14 protein-coding genes and 1 pseudogene are annotated in these 16,922 nt (G+C 74.1%); 7 read left to right on the top strand and 8 right to left on the bottom strand.

Going from position 1 to position 16,922, the window contains the following annotated elements:
• Positions 1 to 46 precede the first annotated feature (46 nt).
• Entirely contained in the window at positions 47 to 904 is an 858-nt protein-coding gene (locus ACGH2B_RS07365) for a lysozyme (RefSeq protein WP_399085904.1), read from the bottom strand.
• 413 nt (positions 905 to 1,317) lie between these two features.
• On the opposite strand from ACGH2B_RS07365, the gene ACGH2B_RS07360 reads away from it, so the two are divergent.
• Positions 1,318 to 1,812, top strand: a complete 495-nt coding sequence (locus ACGH2B_RS07360) for a MarR family winged helix-turn-helix transcriptional regulator (RefSeq protein WP_399085901.1) — start codon at positions 1,318 to 1,320, stop codon at positions 1,810 to 1,812.
• 79 nt (positions 1,813 to 1,891) lie between these two features.
• On the opposite strand, the gene ACGH2B_RS07355 is transcribed toward ACGH2B_RS07360, so the two are convergent.
• Complete coding sequence (locus ACGH2B_RS07355) at positions 1,892 to 2,737, bottom strand: hypothetical protein (protein ID WP_399085898.1); 846 nt, start codon at positions 2,735 to 2,737, stop codon at positions 1,892 to 1,894.
• A 612-nt stretch (positions 2,738 to 3,349) separates the two neighbouring features.
• Here ACGH2B_RS07355 and ACGH2B_RS07350 point away from each other — a divergent pair.
• The 5 genes from ACGH2B_RS07350 (at position 3,350) to ACGH2B_RS07330 (ending at position 9,348) form a co-directional block, all read left to right on the top strand.
• Positions 3,350 to 6,484, top strand: coding sequence for a nitrate- and nitrite sensing domain-containing protein (locus ACGH2B_RS07350; protein ID WP_399085895.1), 3,135 nt, complete (start codon positions 3,350 to 3,352; stop codon positions 6,482 to 6,484).
• Positions 6,484 to 6,972, top strand: a complete 489-nt coding sequence (locus ACGH2B_RS07345) for a roadblock/LC7 domain-containing protein (protein ID WP_399085892.1) — start codon at positions 6,484 to 6,486, stop codon at positions 6,970 to 6,972. The genes ACGH2B_RS07350 and ACGH2B_RS07345 overlap by 1 nt, the downstream gene beginning before the upstream one ends.
• A complete protein-coding gene (locus ACGH2B_RS07340) occupies positions 6,969 to 7,370 on the top strand; it encodes a DUF742 domain-containing protein (RefSeq protein WP_399085889.1) in 402 nt (133 codons plus the stop codon). Before ACGH2B_RS07345 ends, ACGH2B_RS07340 begins: the two co-directional genes overlap by 4 nt.
• A 31-nt stretch (positions 7,371 to 7,401) precedes the next feature.
• Complete coding sequence (locus tag ACGH2B_RS07335; RefSeq protein ID WP_399085886.1) at positions 7,402 to 8,022, top strand: GTP-binding protein; 621 nt, start codon at positions 7,402 to 7,404, stop codon at positions 8,020 to 8,022.
• 63 nt (positions 8,023 to 8,085) lie between these two features.
• Positions 8,086 to 9,348, top strand: a complete 1,263-nt coding sequence (locus ACGH2B_RS07330; RefSeq protein WP_399085883.1) for a styrene monooxygenase/indole monooxygenase family protein — start codon at positions 8,086 to 8,088, stop codon at positions 9,346 to 9,348.
• Between the two features lie 40 nt (positions 9,349 to 9,388).
• Here the strand turns inward: ACGH2B_RS07330 and ACGH2B_RS07325 are convergent, their stop codons facing one another.
• The 5 genes and pseudogenes from ACGH2B_RS07325 to ACGH2B_RS07305 form a co-directional block, all read right to left on the bottom strand.
• Entirely contained in the window at positions 9,389 to 10,642 is a 1,254-nt protein-coding gene (locus tag ACGH2B_RS07325; RefSeq protein WP_399085880.1) for an NlpC/P60 family protein, read from the bottom strand.
• A gap of 435 nt (positions 10,643 to 11,077) precedes the next feature.
• Positions 11,078 to 12,085: pseudogene (locus ACGH2B_RS07320) on the bottom strand (chitinase); the annotation flags it as partial.
• 559 nt (positions 12,086 to 12,644) lie between these two features.
• Positions 12,645 to 12,911 carry a hypothetical protein gene (locus ACGH2B_RS07315; protein WP_399085877.1) on the bottom strand — a complete coding sequence of 89 codons (267 nt, stop codon included), beginning with the start codon at positions 12,909 to 12,911 and terminating at the stop codon, positions 12,645 to 12,647.
• Positions 12,912 to 13,145: 234 nt separating this feature from the next.
• Positions 13,146 to 13,886 (bottom strand): TetR/AcrR family transcriptional regulator, encoded by a 741-nt coding sequence (locus tag ACGH2B_RS07310; RefSeq protein ID WP_399085874.1) that lies wholly within the window; start codon positions 13,884 to 13,886, stop codon positions 13,146 to 13,148.
• Between the two features lie 72 nt (positions 13,887 to 13,958).
• Positions 13,959 to 14,906: a diiron oxygenase gene (locus ACGH2B_RS07305; RefSeq protein WP_399085871.1), complete on the bottom strand. Its 948-nt coding sequence runs from the start codon at positions 14,904 to 14,906 to the stop codon at positions 13,959 to 13,961.
• A gap of 217 nt (positions 14,907 to 15,123) precedes the next feature.
• Here ACGH2B_RS07305 and ACGH2B_RS07300 point away from each other — a divergent pair, with 217 nt between their 5' ends.
• The gene (locus tag ACGH2B_RS07300) at positions 15,124 to 16,254 is read left to right on the top strand and encodes a ferritin-like domain-containing protein (RefSeq protein ID WP_399085868.1); all 1,131 of its coding nucleotides are present in this window, start codon (positions 15,124 to 15,126) and stop codon (positions 16,252 to 16,254) included.
• Positions 16,255 to 16,390: 136 nt separating this feature from the next.
• Here ACGH2B_RS07300 and ACGH2B_RS07295 read toward each other — a convergent pair whose 3' ends face one another.
• Complete coding sequence (locus tag ACGH2B_RS07295; protein WP_399085865.1) at positions 16,391 to 16,864, bottom strand: VOC family protein; 474 nt, start codon at positions 16,862 to 16,864, stop codon at positions 16,391 to 16,393.
• Between the last annotated feature and the right edge of the window lie 58 nt (positions 16,865 to 16,922).

Below are 16,922 nucleotides of genomic sequence, written 5' to 3'. Positions count from 1 at the left end.
GGCCCCTCCCGCAAGGCGCGGGAGGGGCCCGTTCGTGCGGGGTGGCTCAGCCGTTGGCGAGCGCCTGGAGCCGGTCGTAGGCGCCGTTGAAGGAGTTGTGGTCCCCCACGGTCGGGCCGGTCGAGGTGTACTGCCAGATGGTGTGGAAGCCCCACCCGGCCGGGAGTTCGCCGACCGAGGAGCCGTAGCGCGGCACCCACAGCGGGTTGACGGAGCCGAAGCCCGCGTAGTTGCCGGTGCACTGCTTCCACCAACTGGTGGAGGTGTAGATGACGGCGTCGCGTCCGGTGCGCGACTTGTAGGTCGCGAACCAGTCCTTCATCCAGTTGACGAGCCCGGTGGCGCTCATGCCGTAGCAGGTGGCGCCGTACGGGTTGTACTCCATGTCCAGCGCGCCCGGCAGGGTCTTGCCGTCCTTGGACCAGCCGCCGCCGTGGTCGACGAAGTAGTTGGCCTGGGCGGCGCCGCTGGAGGTGTTCGGCGTGGCGAAGTGGTACGCGCCGCGGATCATGCCGATGTTGTACGAGCCGTTGTACTGCTGCGCGAAGTACTCGTTGACGTAGCTGGTGGACTCCGTCGCCTTGACGTACGCGAACTTCACGCCGCTGTTCCACAGCGTCTGCCAGTTGACGTTGCCCTGGTGGCCGCTGACGTCGACACCTTCGACCCCGGAGAGCAGCCCGGTCGCCGGGCGGTCGGTGCCGGTGCCCTCGTGTGCGGCGATCTGTGATCCGGCCCAGTCCTGGCCGGGGTGGGACGGTTCGGGCGCGTCCTTGGCGGGTGTCGCGGCGGTCGCGCTGCCGCCGGACAGGCCCAGCAGCAGCGCGAGGAGCGCGAGCAGGGCGCCGGCCGCGGTGGCCAGGGAGCGGGTGCGGTGCGGGGAGCCCGACCTGTGCACGAGCATGCGTGCCTCCGGTTTTCGTGTGGGTGACCTGAGGGGGGCGGAGCCGCGGCGTGCCGGGGCTCCGGATGTCACGCGCCGCCGGGGTACGGCGGCGACCGCGTGGTGCGTGATGGTGCGCGGTACGTGGTGCCGAAGTGCGAGGTGCGGAGGTGCGGAAGTGCCGACGTACGCGGTGCGGTGGTGCGTGGTGCGCGCGGGCGCCTTCGGTGCGTACGCCCCGCGTGGACCGGCCCTGGCGACACCTGACTTGGTGTGGCCATGCCAGAAATGACGATACGCGCGTAGACCGCGGCGATAAAAGGGGGACACGGGGCTGCCGTTGGTCTAATCCTGCGAAATACTGGCGGAGCTGCGGCTTCGGCCGCGGCGAGCGGAAACTTTTCACGAACGGAAACGCCGGAAAGGGTGCTGACGTGCGCGACACCGGAGCCGACGGAGCGGCGGAGCAGGGCGACGCGGCAGGTGTGGACCACGTATTCCTCGCCCTGGAGCGCGAGTTGGCGGTGTTCCTGCGCCGGGCCCGCGCCTCCTCCGGCGAACTGGCCCGCGAGGTCCACCCCGATCTGGAGCCCGCCGCGTACGGCCTGCTGGTCCGGCTCGACGACGCCGGGGCGCAGCGCGCCACCGACCTCGCCGGGTACTTCGGCGTCGGCAAGGCGACCATGAGCCGTCAGTTGCACGCCCTCGAAGGGCTCGGACTCATCGCCCGCGAGCCGGATCCGGCCGACGGCCGCGCCGTCCTGGTCCGTCTCACCGACGAAGGACGCGAGCGCTACAGCCGCGTCCGGCTCGCCCGCCGCGCCCGCTACGCCCGCCGCCTCGCCGGCTGGGACCGCACCGAGATCGCCGAGCTGAGCCGCCTGCTGCACCGCCTCAACGCCGGACAGGAGGGCGAGGAGGCGCCGTAGGGCGCGGGCGCCGACGGCGCACGCACCGGGTCCGCGCGCGGCCGACCGCCCCCTCGCCACGGAGCCGCGTTCCGGACGTTCAGGGCTCCACGTACACCACCGCCGCGTCGTCGTGGCGCTTGCCGCGCGGATACGCGGTGCCCTCCGGGTCCGCGTCCTCCGCCGCGCGGACCGCGTCGATCAGCGCCTGCGGACCGCGGTGCGCCACCAGCGCCGCGCACTCCCGCCAGGAGCCCTCGCGGAAGACCTCGACCCAGCGCCCGGCGCCGTCGCTGAGCGCCGTGAGCGCCCGCACCCCGGCGCGCGGCGTCCGGCCGGTCAGTGCGCGGGCGGCCACCGACGGATCGGCCGCCGCCGTGAAGAACCCGCCCTCGGCGTTGCGCAGCGCCTCGACGGAACGCACGTACGCGCGCACCGCGGCCTCCCGCCCGGCCGCCCCGCGCTCCATCGCCCGCAGCGCCTCACGCTCGGCGCGGACCTTTGGGGTCAGTTCGGCGAGCCGGGTGTCGCGGACCGCCGTCACGGCACCGTCCGCGCCCTCCAACAGCAGGACCGAGTCGGAGAGTACGAGGTGCTCGACGCACTCCTCGGACCACCGCACGGCGACCACGGTGGCCTGTGGAGTACGGGGGTGAGAAAGGTCACATGTGGAACGGTGAAGGGCGGCCGTACGGGAGATGGCCTCCGCGAGCACCTCAGGGAGCGTCATGTCCCGGTGCGAACCCGACAGTTCGAGCATCGTGCCCCCGAGCCGCGCGGTGAACCACGCCACCGGATGCCCGCAGCCGTAACCGCCCTCTGGCGGGGTCACCCCGTCCAGCAGGACGAGGGCCCCTCCCCGGCCCGACGCGGGAAGGGCCACGGACGCGTAGTCCTCGTTTGGGTGTTGGGGATCGCCGGGGGCGACGGCGAGTTCGATGCGCATGGCGGGCAGTCTGCCGGAGGTCCGCCTGGCGGCGGCGGTGGCGGCGCGGTGCGGGCGGGGGAACGGCGGCGCGGCGCCCGGCCGTGCGCGGCGGGGCGCCCCGTGCGGGGGCGCGCGGTGCGGGCGCGCATCTTTGCAGGCGCCGACCGGTTCTCCAAACGGGTCGCCAGGTTGCGCATGGTTGCACCGGGAATCGGCCACGCGCGGAAGTTGATGGTCAACTTCCGATTGTTGTTCACTCATTCGCGTGGCCGGGCAGGTGTTGCCGAGTCACTGCGCGGAGCCGGTGGAAAGGTCATTTCCCGGATCATGGGGGCGGGCCGGGACATACGTCGCGCCGCGCAAAGCCGGGCTGTTTCCCTTCGCGGAAGTGTGCACTGCTGCGGTTTCGCGCAGGTTCGCCCCGCGAGCGGAAACCGAGCCGGACCCGCGCGCCACACGGCGTGGGCAGGCGAGACAGGAATGCGAGCAGCGGTGCGGAAGAAGCGGCTTCGGGGCAGCGCAGGGAAGCCGGGTACACCGGCCCGACCGGTCCCGGTACCGGACACGGGCACGGGCCCCGGCGCGAACGCGGCGGCCGGCGGCGACCGGACGGGCAGGCGCCCCGCGCGCGTGCGCAACCGTCTGATGGGCGCGGTGGCGGTGGTCGCGGTCGCCGTGGCGGGCGCCGGCGCCCCCGGCATCAGCGCCGCGGTGGACGACACCCACACCAGCCAGCGCCTGGTGGGCCTCGCCCAACTCGACGCACGGGCCATCGCGCTCTCCCACTCCCTGGCCGACGAACGCGACGTCATGACGTCGTACGTCGCCACCGGGCGCGGCGGGAACACCGCCGCCGGGTACGAGTCGCTGCGCGCCCGCGTCGACCGGCAACTGCGCGATCTGCGCGCCGCGGCGCAGGGCGCGGCCGGTGAGACCGCGGTCTACGCCGCCGCCGAGAAGCAGCTCGCCACGCTGGCGCAGACCCGCCAGGAGGCCCTGGCCGGACCGGTGACGGCGGACGCCACCTACGAGGCGTACACCCGCACCCTCCAGGCGCTCGGCGCCATCGCCGACGACATCGCCCGGTCCCTGCCCGGACGCGCGGACGCCGCCGACGCCGGCACCCGGGCACTGCCCGCGCTGGGCCGCGCCGTCGAACAGGCCGCCGGCACCCGCGCGCTGCTGCTCGCGGCGCTGCGGGCGGGCGGCGAGCAGCCCCGGCTGACCGCCGCCGCCCAACTCGCCCACCTGCGCGAACAGGGCTCCCTCGCGGACTTCACCCAGCTCGCCGGGGAAGCCGCCCAGGACCGCTACGACGCAACCGTCAACGGCGCCGACGTCACCACCGCGGAGCGATACCTCACCCGCCTCACCGACCAGCCGCGCCTGGACGCCGCCGACACGGCGCTCAGCCGCTCGCGGGTGCAGGCCAGCCTCACCGCCCGTACGGATCTGATGCGCGGCGTCGAAGCGGCCCTGGCCACCCAGGAGATCCAGCGCCTGTCCGCACTGCGCGACGACGACGTCACCGCGCTGGAGATCGAGATCGCGCTGGTCGGCATCTGCCTGCTGCTCGCGCTCGGTGTCTCGGTCTCCGCCGCCCGCTCCATGACCCGCCCGCTGGCCGCGCTGCGGCTCGGCGCCAAGCGGGTCGCCGCCGACCCGGCGCACGAGGAGCCCATCGCCTTCAAGGGCCGCAACGACGAGTTCGCCGCCGCGGTCCGCTCCGTCAACGCCCTGCACGCGCAGGTCGCCGAGGTCGCCCGGCGCACCGCCGAGCTGGAGGGCGAGCGCGGCCGGCTGATCACCGCCCGGCAGCGCCTCGCCGACGAGCGCGAGGTCCTCGACGGCGAACGCACGGCGCTGAAGGCCGAGGTCGCGGAGTTGACCGAGCGGCTGGCGACGCTGCGCACCGGGGTGCACGGCCGGTACGTCAACCTCGCGCTGCGCACCATCAGCCTGGTCGAGCGGCAGCTCCACGTCATCGAGTCGATGGAGGAGCAGGAGCAGGACCCCGAGGCCCTGCAGACCCTCTTCAAGCTCGACCACTTCGCCGCGCAGATGCGCCGCTACAGCGAGAACCTGCTGGTCCTGGCCGACACCGAGCACGGCACCAGCAACGCGGGCCCGGTGCCGCTGCTGGATGTGCTGCGCGCCTCGGTCAGCGAGATCGAGCGCTACGACCGGGTGGTCATCCAGGCGCTGCCGCCGCACGCGCAGATCGCCGGGTTCGCCGCCGACGACGTGAGCCACCTGGTCGCCGAACTCCTGGAGAACGCCACCGCCTTCTCCCCGCCGGAGGCCCATGTCGAGCTGTCCGGCTGGCTGCTGGAGACCGGCGAGCTGATGCTCTCGGTGCAGGACGAGGGCATCGGTATGACCGCCGAACGCCTCGCCGAGCTGAACGAGCGGCTCGCCGACGCGGAGACCGCGTCCACCTCCGAGACCATCGACGAGGCCCTGGGCCTGGGCCTGTACGTCGTGGTGCGGCTCGCCGCCCGGCACGGCGTCCGGGTGCAGCTCCGCGCCCAGCAGCAGGGCGGGGTCACCGCCGTCGTGGTGCTGCCCGGCTCGATCCTGCCGACCCGCCCGGGCCCGGTGAACACCCGCGCGGGCGCCCCGGCCCCCGGCCCGGCCCTGCCCGGTTCGGTCGCCGAGGCGAACTCCAACGCGCTCCAGTCGCGGGTCCCGCGCGCCGACCCGTCGGCCCTCCCGAAGCGCGGCGCGGCCCCGGCACAACCGGCCCCGGCCCCGACTCCGGCCGGTCCCGCCCCCGTACAGCCCGCGCCGCAGGCCCCCGCACCGGCCCCCGCGCCGCAGGCCGACCCGCTGGTCGCCGCCGCGGAGCGCGCCATCGACGCGGCCGGCCTCCCGGACCGGGGCGCCCCCGCGGCCCCCGCCGACCCGGCGGCCCCGCAGTCGCCCACCGCCGCACAGGCGCAGGCGCCGTCGCCCGCCGGACCGCAGGCCCCGGCGGGCCCGCAGGCTGCCGCTTCCCAGGCACCGGCCCCGCAGCCCCCGGCCGCGCAGTCGCCCGCCGCCCCCGGCGTCCCGGGCGCGGCGCCCGGCCGTCCGGCCCCGGCCGGTCCCGTCGCCCCGTACGCCGAGGCGCCCGCCGGGCCGCGGACGCCCGCGCCGCAGGCACCCGGCATACCGCAGGCACCGGCCGGGCCGCAGGCTCCGGCGCAGCCGGAGGCACCCGCGGCCCCGCAGCCTTCCGGCACGGACGGCGGCAGCCCGTACGGGCCGAGGTCGTCCGGCCCCTACGGGCCCGGCACCGGCAGCCACCGCCGGCCGGAGGGGCCCGCCGCCCCGGCCGATCCGTACGCCATCGGGCCCGACCAGCACACCCGGCCCGCTCCGGCCCCGGAGACCGGCCCGGTGGCCGCGCCGCACGGCGGCGAGGGCGCGGCGGACGCGGCGGAGCAGCCCGCGGTGCCCGAGCAGCGGCGTACGGACATGGGCCTGCCCAAGCGGACGCCCAAGGTCGTCGCGCCGAAGGCGAACAACGCCGCGCCGCGCAAGAGCGGCACGGCCAACGCGGAGGCGCTGCGCCGACGGCTCGGCGGCTTCCAGCAGGGCGCGCGCTCCGGCCGCCGTGAGGTCGAGGCGGAGCTCGCGAGCGGGCCCGAAGGGTTGTTCGGGGGTGCGCCGCAGCCGGCGGCGCCGCAGCCCGGGACCGCGCAGCAGACCAACGCACAGAAGGACACCGACGGAGCGGGGGCCCCGGGTAAGAGCCACATGGCCGAGGAGGCACGCGATTGATGGCCCGAGTACCCATTGCCCACGGAGCAGGCCGGAGCACCCAGGCCCGGAACCTGCACTGGCTGCTGACCAATCTCGTCGACGAGGTCCCGGGGATTCTCTCCGTCGCCGTCGTCTCCTCCGACGGGCTGCTGCTGCTCTCCTCCGACCCCGGACGGAACGAGGTGGCGGGCCAGGGGAGCGGCGGGGGCCCGAGCGGCTCCAGCGCCGACCTGGCCACCATCGTCTCCGGACTGGGCAGCCTCACCTCCGGCGCCGCCAAGCTGATGTCCGGCGGGCTGGTCAAACAGACCATGGTCACCATGGACGAGGGCAGTCTCTTCGTCATGTCGATCAGCGACGGCTCGCTGCTCGGCGTGCACGCCACCCCGGACTGCGACATGAGCGTCATCGCCTACCACATGGCGCTCTTCGTCGGCCGGGCCGGACATGTCCTCACCCCCGAACTCCGCAGCGAACTGCGTAAGTCGATGGAGAGCGCCCAGTGAGCACCACACCCCAACTCCCCGTGCGCGGCGGGGACCGCAAACCCGCGCGCGTACGACCGTATTCACTGACCGGCGGCCGGACCCGCTTCGGTCACGTCCTGCTCGTCGAGACGTTCGTGGCGGCGCTGGACGCCCCCGGGGAGCGGCCGGAGCTGACGTCCGGCGGCTGGGGCGACCGGGTCATGCCGGAGATGCGCGCCATCGTGGAGCTGTGCCGCCGGATGCGTTCCGTCGCGGAGATCTCCGCGCTGCTCAAGATGCCGCTCGGCGTGGTCCGGGTGCTGCTGAGCGACCTCGCCGACCAGGGAAAGATCCGCGTCTACGGCACCGGGCACGGCACCGGCCGGCCCGACCGCGCGCTGCTGGAAAGGGTGCTGAGTGGACTTCACAGGCTCTGACACGATAACGGCCGGTGCGGCGGGCGCCGACGTGGACCTGTTCGCCGGCGGTGCGCAGTCCGCCGCCGACGCGGGCCTGCAGAGCTGGCAGACCGACCGCTCCCGCGCCCCGATCGCCACCAAGATCGTGGTCGCCGGCGGTTTCGGCGTCGGCAAGACCACCTTCGTCGGCTCGGTCTCGGAGATCACCCCGCTGCAGACCGAAGCGGTGATGACGCAGGCCAGCGCGGAGACGGACGATCTGACCGCCACGCCGGAGAAGACGACCACCACGGTCGCGATGGACTTCGGCCGCATCACCCTCGATGAGGAGCTGGTGCTCTACCTGTTCGGCACGCCCGGACAGCAGCGCTTCTGGTTCATGTGGGACGACCTGGTGCGCGGGGCGATCGGCGCGATCGTGATGGCGGACACCCGGCGCCTGGAGGACTGCTTCCCGGCGCTCGACTACTTCGAGAGCTGCCAGCTCCCCTACGTCGTCGCCGTCAACCACTTCGAGGGGACGCCGATGTACGCGGTGGAGGACGTACGGGACGCGCTGACGGTGCCCCCGCACGTACCCGTCGTGATCATGGATGCGCGGAGCCGGCCCACGGTCGTCGAGTCGCTGCTGGCACTGGTCGGCCACGCGCTGGCCGAAACGCCCGAATAGGCTTCCGCCGGCACCGACCCACCCCCCTCCCCGAAGCAGCAGCAACGCAGAGAAGAGCCCGCCATGCGGAAGATACTCGTCGTGGGAGCCGGCCAGTCCGGCCTCCAGCTCGCCCTTGGCCTCCAGTCCAAGGGGTACGAGGTCACCCTGATGTCCAACCGCACCTCCGACGAGATCCGCTCCGGCCGGGTCATGTCGACGCAGTGCATGTTCCACACCGCCCTCCAGCACGAGCGCGACCTCCAGTTGAACTTCTGGGAGAACCAGGCCCCGCGGATCGAGGGCCTCGGCGTCTCGGTCGCCGCCCCCGGCAGCTTCGAGTCGCCCGAGGGCTCCCAGCGCGCCATCGACTGGGTCGGCAAGCTCGACGGCTACGCCCAGTCCGTCGACCAGCGGGTCAAGATGGCCGGCTGGATGGAGACCTTCGCGCAGCGCGGCGGCCAGCTCGTCATCCACGGCGCCGCCGTTTCCGACCTGGACTTCTTCGCCTCCCGCTACGACCTGACGCTGGTCTCGGCGGGCAAGGGCGAACTGGTCTCGATGTTCGGCCGCGACGCGTCCCGTTCGCCGTACGACGCCCCGCAGCGGGCGCTGGCCGTCGCGTACGTCCACGGCATGGGACCGCGCCCGGAGCACCCCGAGTTCGACGCGGTGCGCTGCAACCTGGTGCCGGGCGTCGGTGAGCTGTTCGTCATGCCGACGTTCACCAACACCGGCCGGGCGGACATCCTCTTCTGGGAGGGCATCCCCGGCGGTCCGCTCGACGCGTTCCAGGGCGTCAAGGACCCCAACGAGCACCTGGCGCTCACCCTCGAACTGCTGGAGAAGTTCCTGCCCTGGGAGTACGCCCGCTGCACGAAGGTCGAACTGACCGACGCGCAGGGCACGCTGGCCGGGCGGTACGCCCCGACCGTGCGCAACCCCATCGGCCGGCTGCCCTCCGGCGGTCTGGTCCTCGGCGTCGCGGACGTCGTCGTCGCCAACGACCCGATCACCGGCCAGGGCTCCAACTCCGCCGCCAAGTGCGCCCAGGCCTACCTCGACTCCATCGTCGAGCGCGGTGACCGGCCGTTCGACGCGGAGTGGATGCAGGCCACCTTCGACCGCTACTGGGAGACGGCGCAGCACGTCGTCAGGTGGACCAACGCGATGCTGGCGCCGCCGCCCGAGCACGTGCTGAACCTGATCGGCGCGGCCGGTCAGCTCCAGCCGGTCGCCGACCGCTTCGCCAACGGCTTCAACGACCCGGCCGACTTCGACAACTTCTTCTTCGAGCCGGAGAAGACCGCGGCGTACCTCGGATCGTTCGGCGGTCCGGCCGCCTGACCTCCGGCCGCGCCCACCGCTTCCGTCCGCCGCCCCCGGCTCAGCGCCCGGGGGCGGCGGACGTCGCGTATCCGGCGTCCGCCGCGCCGGGCGCCGGGCCGTCCGCGGTGACCTGGCGGGGCGCGGTGTAGCCGGTCACCGGCCGGGCGTCCGGGTCCGGGCGGACGGCGCCGAGCGGCGGGTTGGCGGCGAGCGGTGAGACGCGCACGGCGGTGCCCGGACGCGGTGCCTGGACGACCTTCCCGCCCCCGACGTACAGCGCCACATGGGTCGCGCCGGGGAAGTAGACGACGAGGTCACCGGGGCGCAGCCGGTTCAGCGGGACGTGCGGCAGCCGTTTCCACTGCTCCTGGCTGGTGCGCGGGATGGGCCGCCCGGCGTGCGACCACGCCTGCGAGGTGAGGCCGGAGCAGTCGAACGCGTCGGGTCCGGCGGCGCCCCAGACGTACGGTTTGCCGACCTGGCGCAGCCCGTAGGAGAGGGCCCGGTCGCCGGCGGACGAGGGGGCGCCCGCCGCGCCGAGTGCGCCGCGGGAGACCAGCGCCCGCTGCGCGGTGGCGGCGCCGTCGCGCTCCAGCCGGTCGAGCGCGGTGAGCTGGTCGTCGGAGAGCCGGGCGAGCAGCCGCTCGACGTCCTTCAGCCGCTGCTGCACGGTGATCCGCTGCCGGGCGCGCTGTGCGGTGAGCGCGCGCTGCCGGGCGAGGGCGGCGTCCGCCTGCCGGGCCAGGGTGTCGGCCCGCCGCGCGCCGCGGGCCGTCCGCTCGACGGTGGCGGCGGCCTCGGTGGCGGCGGTGCGCAGCAGATGACCGCGGTCCATGGCCTGTTCCGGGTCGGCGGCGAGCAGCACCCGGACGTACGAGGCGAGGGTGGCGGGGCCGCCGCCCTGGTACTGCTGGCGGGCCAGGCGCCCGGCGTCGGCGCGGGCCACGGCGAGCCGGGCGCGGGCCTGTTTCAGCTCCGTACCGAGGCGGGTGGCGCGGGCCTGTGCGTTCCGCAGCGCCTCCTGGGTGGCGTTGTACGCCTCGGTCGACTCCTCGGCGGAGCGGTAGAGGTCCTGGAGACGGCGGAGAAGAGCGGCGGGGCCGGCGGCGCCGGGGGCCGGGTCGTCGGGGGTGCCGGAGGCCGGGCCGGCCGGTTCGCTCGGGGTGCCGGGGGTGGCGGACGCCGCCGGGTCCGGGGCGGGCGCCGCGGTGGCGGGGGTCGCGGGGCCGGTCAGCGCGGTGGCGCCGAGGAGCAGCGCGGCGCCGGCCGACCGCAGGGAGCGCGACGACCACGGCAAGGGACCGGACCTCATCTGACCACCTCCGACGCCGGCGGCCGGAGCGCCGGGACACCTGGCGCACCGGCCGCCCGCCCGTTTCCGTGACGTGCGGACGGAGGGGATGCTGCCACGGAGGGGGGTGATTTTCGTACGAAGGCGGGGGAAGCGGACGGCCGGCTCACCCGATCGGCGCCGGGCGGGGCGCGGCGGGTGGATCGGGAGGGGTACGGGGCGGGCCGGGGCACGGCACCGGGGCCCGGGCGGCCCGGCGGCCCGGGCTTGCGGCTCCGGGCCGGGCCGGGCCACGCCCCGTACCGGAGGCCGGGCCACGCCCCGTACCGGAGGCCGGGCCACGCCCCGTACCGGAGGCCGGGCCACGCCCCGTACCGGAGGCCGGGCCACGCCCCGTACCGGAGGCCGGGCCACGCCCCGTACCGGAGGCCGGGACCGCTCGGCGACCGCCCCCGCTCAGCGGCCGAAGTACGCGTCGAAGTTCTTCTGGAACTCCCAGGTGTTGAAGCGGTCCCAGTTGATCGACCAGGTCATCAGGCCGCCGAGGTCGGGCCAGGCGCCGTGCGGGGTGTAGCCGCCGCAGTCGGTGTTCTTGGTGAGGCAGTCGAGGGCCTTGGTGACCTCGCCGGTCGGGGTGTGGCCGTTGCCCGCGTTGGGTGAGGCGGGCAGGCCGATCGCCACCTGGGAGGGCTTGAGCGGCGGGAAGACCTTGTTCTTGTCGCCCGCGACCGGGAAACCGGCGAGCAGCATGTCCGTCATCGCGATGTGGAAATCGGCGCTGCCCATGGTGTGGTACTGCTCGTCCAGCCCCATGATCGGGCCCGAGTTGTAGTCCTGGACGTGCAGCAGCGTCAGATCGTCGCGGAGCGCGTGGATCACCGGCAGGTACGCCCCGGCGCGCGGATCCTGACCGCCCCAGGGGCCGGAGCCGTAGAACTGGTGGCCCAACTGGACGAAGAAGGTCTCCGGCGCCATCGTCAGCGTGAACTTCTCGCCGTACTTCGCCTTGAGCGACTTCACCGCCGCGATGAGGTTGACGACGGAGGGAGTGGTGGGCTTGGTGAAGTCGGTGTCGCCGTCGTCGAGGGAGAGGGAGTGGCCCTCGAAGTCGATGTCGAGGCCGTCGAGCCCGTAGCGGTCGATGATGGCGCCGACGGACTTCACGAACGTGTCGCGGGCGGCGGCGGTGGTCAACTGGACCTGGCCGTTCTGGCCGCCGATGGAGATCAGCACCTTCTTGCCCGCGGCCTGCTTCGCCTTGATCGCGGCCTTGAACTCGTCCTCGCTCTCCACCCCTGGGCACTCGCTCTGCGGGCACAGCGAGAAGCGGATGTCGCCGGAGGTGGCGGAGGTCGGCTCGCCGAAGGCGAGATCGATGATGTCCCAGCTCCCCGGGACGTCGGCGAGGCGGGTGTAGCCGGAGCCGTTGGCGAAGCTGGTGTGGAGGTAGCCGACGAGGGTGTGCCCGGTGGCCGCCGCGGCGGCGGGCCGGGCGGCGGCCGGTGCGGGTGCGGCGTGTGCCGGTCCGGTACCGGCCAGCGCGGTGAGCGCCGCGGTGGTGGCGACGGCGGCGAGCGCGGCGGGGAGGGCGCGGCGCCGGCGGGCGGCGGTGCGGCGGACGCGGGCGGGGCGGGGCGGGCCGGGGCGCATGGCGTTGCTCCTTCGGTCGACGGCGCGGAACGGTGGCACGGGGCGGTGCACGGACGGTGGCGCGGTGTCGAGACGGGGAGGCCGCCCCTGAAGGAGTCGATCCGGTCAGGGAGGCGGGGCGGCTCCCCGAGCAGGAAGCAAACAGGACTAGACCATTGGGTGTCAATGGTCCGGACCAGAGTGGGACGGGATGCGGAGGGGGAGTTGGGCGCGGGGGTGCGGCGGGATGGGCGCGGTCGGGCCGGGTGCCGTGAGGCGTGCGGGGGCGCGGGGCGGGCGTCGCGCCGGAGGGTGGGTGTCGAGCGGTTCCGTGCGGTGGCCGCTCACCGGGCCGGCGTGCCCGCCGCCCGTCGTGCCCGCGCGGGTTGGCCTCTCAACTCCCCCTGGTCCAAGGCCACTTGACTCGCCGCAGGCCGGCCTCCCCCGCCGGGTCGTACACGTAACGCCAGCCGCGTGGCAGGCCCAGGCGACCGGCCGGGCCGGGGACGCGGCGGTAGACGTGCACCGTCGGCGGGGTGCCGTCGTCGTGCGGGACCGGCACGGTGTAGATCTTCGGCGGGCGGCCGGTCGCGCCGGTCAGTACCGGCAGTACCCGGCCGTCCAGCGGCCCGCCGGTGAACGGGGTGTTCTCGCTTCTCACGGCCCCAGTGTCACACCGGGTCGGGGTCCGGCGGCGGGGCGGCGCGGGCGGTCGGCGGCCCGGGTGCCGGGCCGCGCGTGGCCGTGGAGCGTGCGGAGCGCCGGGTTCACCGGCCGGGGGGGGCGGTCGTGGCCGGACGGCCGGGCCGGACGCGGCCGGGGCGCGGCCCGGGGCCCGGCCATGGACCGGCGCGCGAGCCATGCACCGGCCCCCGGCCGCCGCCGCCCCGCCCCCTCAGAGCAGATGCCCCGCGTCGCCGATGACCGGGAGGGCGCGGCGGGCCAGGTCGCCGACGCGGCCCTCGCGGGTCTCCAGGGCCAGGATCCGCCGTACCACCCGGGCGGTCTGCGGGTCGCGGGCCGCCGTCGAGGTCAGCATGGCCATGAAGTGGTCGACCAGCCAGTCCCGCAGTTCGTCCAGACCGGGGTGTTTCTCCTCGTCCAGCCAGATCAGCGAGGCGGCCTCCACCGTCGTGATCCACATCCGGACGGTCATCCGCAGCGGGCGGCCCGGCTCCGCCTCGCCGAGGTGGTGCAGGATGCGGTCGGCCGCCGTGCGGCGGATGCCGTCCACGATCGCCGATGTCCGCGACGTCTCGACCACGCTGCCGCCCTGGAGCAGTGCGCTGAACCCGGTGTCGTGCTCGTCGACGAAGGCGAGGTAGCGGTCGAGGGCGTGGGAGAGGCGCTGGGTGGCGGGGCCGGTCTCCGGCTCGTCGAAGCAGTCCTTCAGGGCGTCGGCGGCGGTGTGCAGCGCCGCCTCGTACAACTGCTGCTTGCCGCCGGGGAAGTAGCGGTAGACCAGCGGCCGGGAGACGCCGGCGGCGGTCGCGACGTCGTCGAGGGTGACGTCCTCGGGCGCGCGGTGGGCGAACAGGCCCAGCGCGGCGGTGAGGAGTTGGCTACGGCGCTGCTCCACGCCCATCCTGCGGTAGGCGGGTCGGGGTACTGCTGGGGCGGTGCCGCTGCCGTTCATGGACAGCAGCGTATCGGCCCTGTGTTCGCGGGCGCACAGCTCCCCGGGGGCCCGCCCACCGGGCCGCGCGGATCAGGCCAGCAGCCCCGAGCTGCGCCACAACTTCCGGCCCGCGCCGCGCAGTACGCCGATCTCGTCGAGGAAGTCGGTCAGCCGTTTCGCGCCGGACTGCATCACCTCGCGGCGGTGCCCGCTCGCCCTGACCTGCGCGACGGCCTCCCGCCGGTCCAGCCCGACCTCGCTGTAGACCCGCGGGTTGATGAACGCGACGGAGAAGACCCGCGCCGCCTCGCCCGCGCTGACCCGGGTCAGCTCCCGCTCCCAGCGCGGCGCCGTCACCATCTGCCGCCGCAACTCCTCACGGGCGTAGCGCACATGGCGCGCCTCCTCGACGACATGGATGCGGGTCACCCCGCGGACCAGCGTCTGCACCCGCTCGTCCGGGAAGGTCAGCCGCTGCATCCAGTCGAGGATCTCCTCGCCGAGCAGGGTGCAGGCGAACGAGCCGGGCGTGGTGGAGATGGTCTTGAGGAGCCGGGCGAGATTGTGGTTGAGGCGCGAGACGGGGTACGCGGGCGCGCCGCTGCGGGTGATCAGCCGCGCGAACATCTTCGAGTGGCGGCACTCGTCCGCGATCTCGGTGAGCGCGTAGCGGACGTGTGCGCTGGTCACGGGCTTGTCGTAGATGTGCCGGACCAGTAGCTGCATCAGGATGATCTCGAACCAGATGCCCAGTGAGGCGAGGGACGCGGCCTCGTGGCGGGAGAGGTCCTGCTGCTGCTCCACGGACATCCGGTGCCACAGGGGCGTGTCGTAGAGGGAGACCAGCTCCGGGGGCCAGTACCACTTGCCCGCTTCGAGCGGGGCGTCCCAGTCGAGTTCGGTGTCGGGGTCGAAGGAGTGCTTGGCGGAGGAGTCGAGCAGGCGCTCGGCCACCTGTTCCCGGTCCTTGAGGAGCCCGAGGGCGTCCCGCAGGACTTCGGTGTCCGGCACGGTCATCGCGGTCGTCGCGCTCGTCATGGCTGTGGCTACCTCGCTCTGGGTTACCGGCGGTCACGTCTTATGAGACTGCCTGTCAGCAAGGTCGTCAATCCCTCTCACACGACTTCTTGACCCGTCGGTAAGGAGCGTGTGAGCCTGCGAGAGGCCCCGCCGCACCGCCCCGTACGGCGCGTTCCCGGCAGGCGGCGGAGCGTGACGACAGGTTCCAGCAGCCCGGTGAGCCGAGGAGGCCCCCGTGTCGAGCCGCGAGACCTACACCCAAGACCCCGGCGACACCCTCCTGTGGGAGGTCCCCGCCACCGGTGCCGCCCGCTTCACCTGGGAGTACGACGAGGGGCGCGCCCGCCTCCTCGCCCTCTACCAGAAGGGCAAGGACAAGCAGTGGGACGCCACCACCCGCATCGACTGGGACCAGGAGGTCGACCCGTTCGACCCGCTCGGCACCCCCGACGAGGCGATCGCCCTGTACGGCACCCCGTACTGGGACAAGATGTCCGGGCGCGACCGCGGTGAGCTGCGGCAGCACTTCGCGTCCTGGCAGTTCAGCCAGTTCCTCCACGGTGAGCAGGGCGCGATGGTGTGCGCCGCGCGGATCACCGAGGCCGTTCCCGACCTCGACGCGAAGTTCTACTCCGCCACCCAGGCCATGGACGAGGCACGGCACGCCGAGATCTACAGCCGCTTCCTGCACGAGAAGATCGAGCTGCTCTACCCCGTCAACGACAGCCTGCGCGCCCTCCTCGGCGACACCTTGCGCGACGCCCGCTGGGACATGCCCTATCTCGGTATGCAGGTGCTCATCGAGGGGCTGGCGCTGGCCGCGTTCGGCATGCTCCGCGACACCACCACCGAACCGCTGCCGCACCAGATCCTCGCCTACGTCATGCAGGACGAGGCCCGGCACGTCGCCTTCGGCCGGATGGCGCTGCGCGACTACTACCGGCAGCTCGGCGAGGCCGAACTGCGCGAGCGCGAGGAGTTCGTCATCGAGGGCTGCTACCTGATGCGCGACCGGCTGCGCGGTCTGGAGGTCCTGGAGAACTTCGGCGTCCCGCACGCCGACGCCGTCGACCTCACCGAACGGTCGGAGTTCCTGCACCTCTTCCGCAAAATGCTCTTCAGCCGCATCGTGCCGTGCGTCAAGGACATCGGCCTGTGGGGCCCCCGGCTGCGCCGCGCCTACGCCGACCTGGGCGTCCTCGACCTGGGTGACGCGGAGCTGGACGCGCTGATGGACCAGGACGAGGAGATCGCCGAGCAACTGGACGCGCGGCGCTTCGCGGCCGAGGAGGCGGCCCGCACCGCGGAGGTCGCCGCGACGGTGGCGGAGGGGGCCGCGGAGGGCGGGGGAGCGGGGCGGGGCTGAGGCCGGTCGGGGCCGGGCTTCAGGGGCCGGCCGGGCGCGGGCCGGGCGCCCGCCGTCCCGGGGCGTTCCGGCGTCCCGGGCGCGGGCCGGGCTTCCGGCGGGACCCGTGCCCCGGCGTCGTCCGGCCCCGCTCCGCTCAGCCCCCGTCCGCCGCCGCCCGCAACGCCTCGACGTCGAGTTTCTGCATGCCGAGCATCGCCTGGAGCGCCCGCTGGGCGCGGGCCGGATCGGGGTCGGTCATCAGCTCGCCGAGCGCGTCGGGGACCACCTGCCAGGACAGTCCGTAGCGGTCCTTGAGCCAGCCGCACGGACCGGTCCGGCCCCCCTTGCCGAGGGCGTCCCAGTAGTAGTCGACCTCCGCCTGGTCGGCGCAGTTGATCAGCAGGGAGATCGCCTCGTCGAAGGTGAACTCCGGGCCGCCGTTGATCGCCGTGTACGGCTGCCCGTCCAGCTCGAAATCGACGGTCAGCACCGTCCCGGCCGGCCGCGGACCGGCCTCGCCGTAGTACGAGACCTGGTTGATGCGGGAGTTGGGGAAGACCGAGACGTAGAACTCGGCGGCCTCCTTGCCCTGGGTGTCGAACCAGAGGTTCGGGGTGATCTTCGGCACGGTGCGCTCCTGGTGTCGGCGGGCGGGACGCGCGTCCCGCTGCCCTGACAACGACGGC

The organism is Streptomyces sp. BBFR2 (genome assembly GCF_044497305.1).
GTDB lineage: Bacteria > Actinomycetota > Actinomycetes > Streptomycetales > Streptomycetaceae > Streptomyces.
The sequence above is the reverse complement of the archived record's forward strand: the minus strand, read 5'-3'. Positions and strand labels throughout refer to the sequence as shown.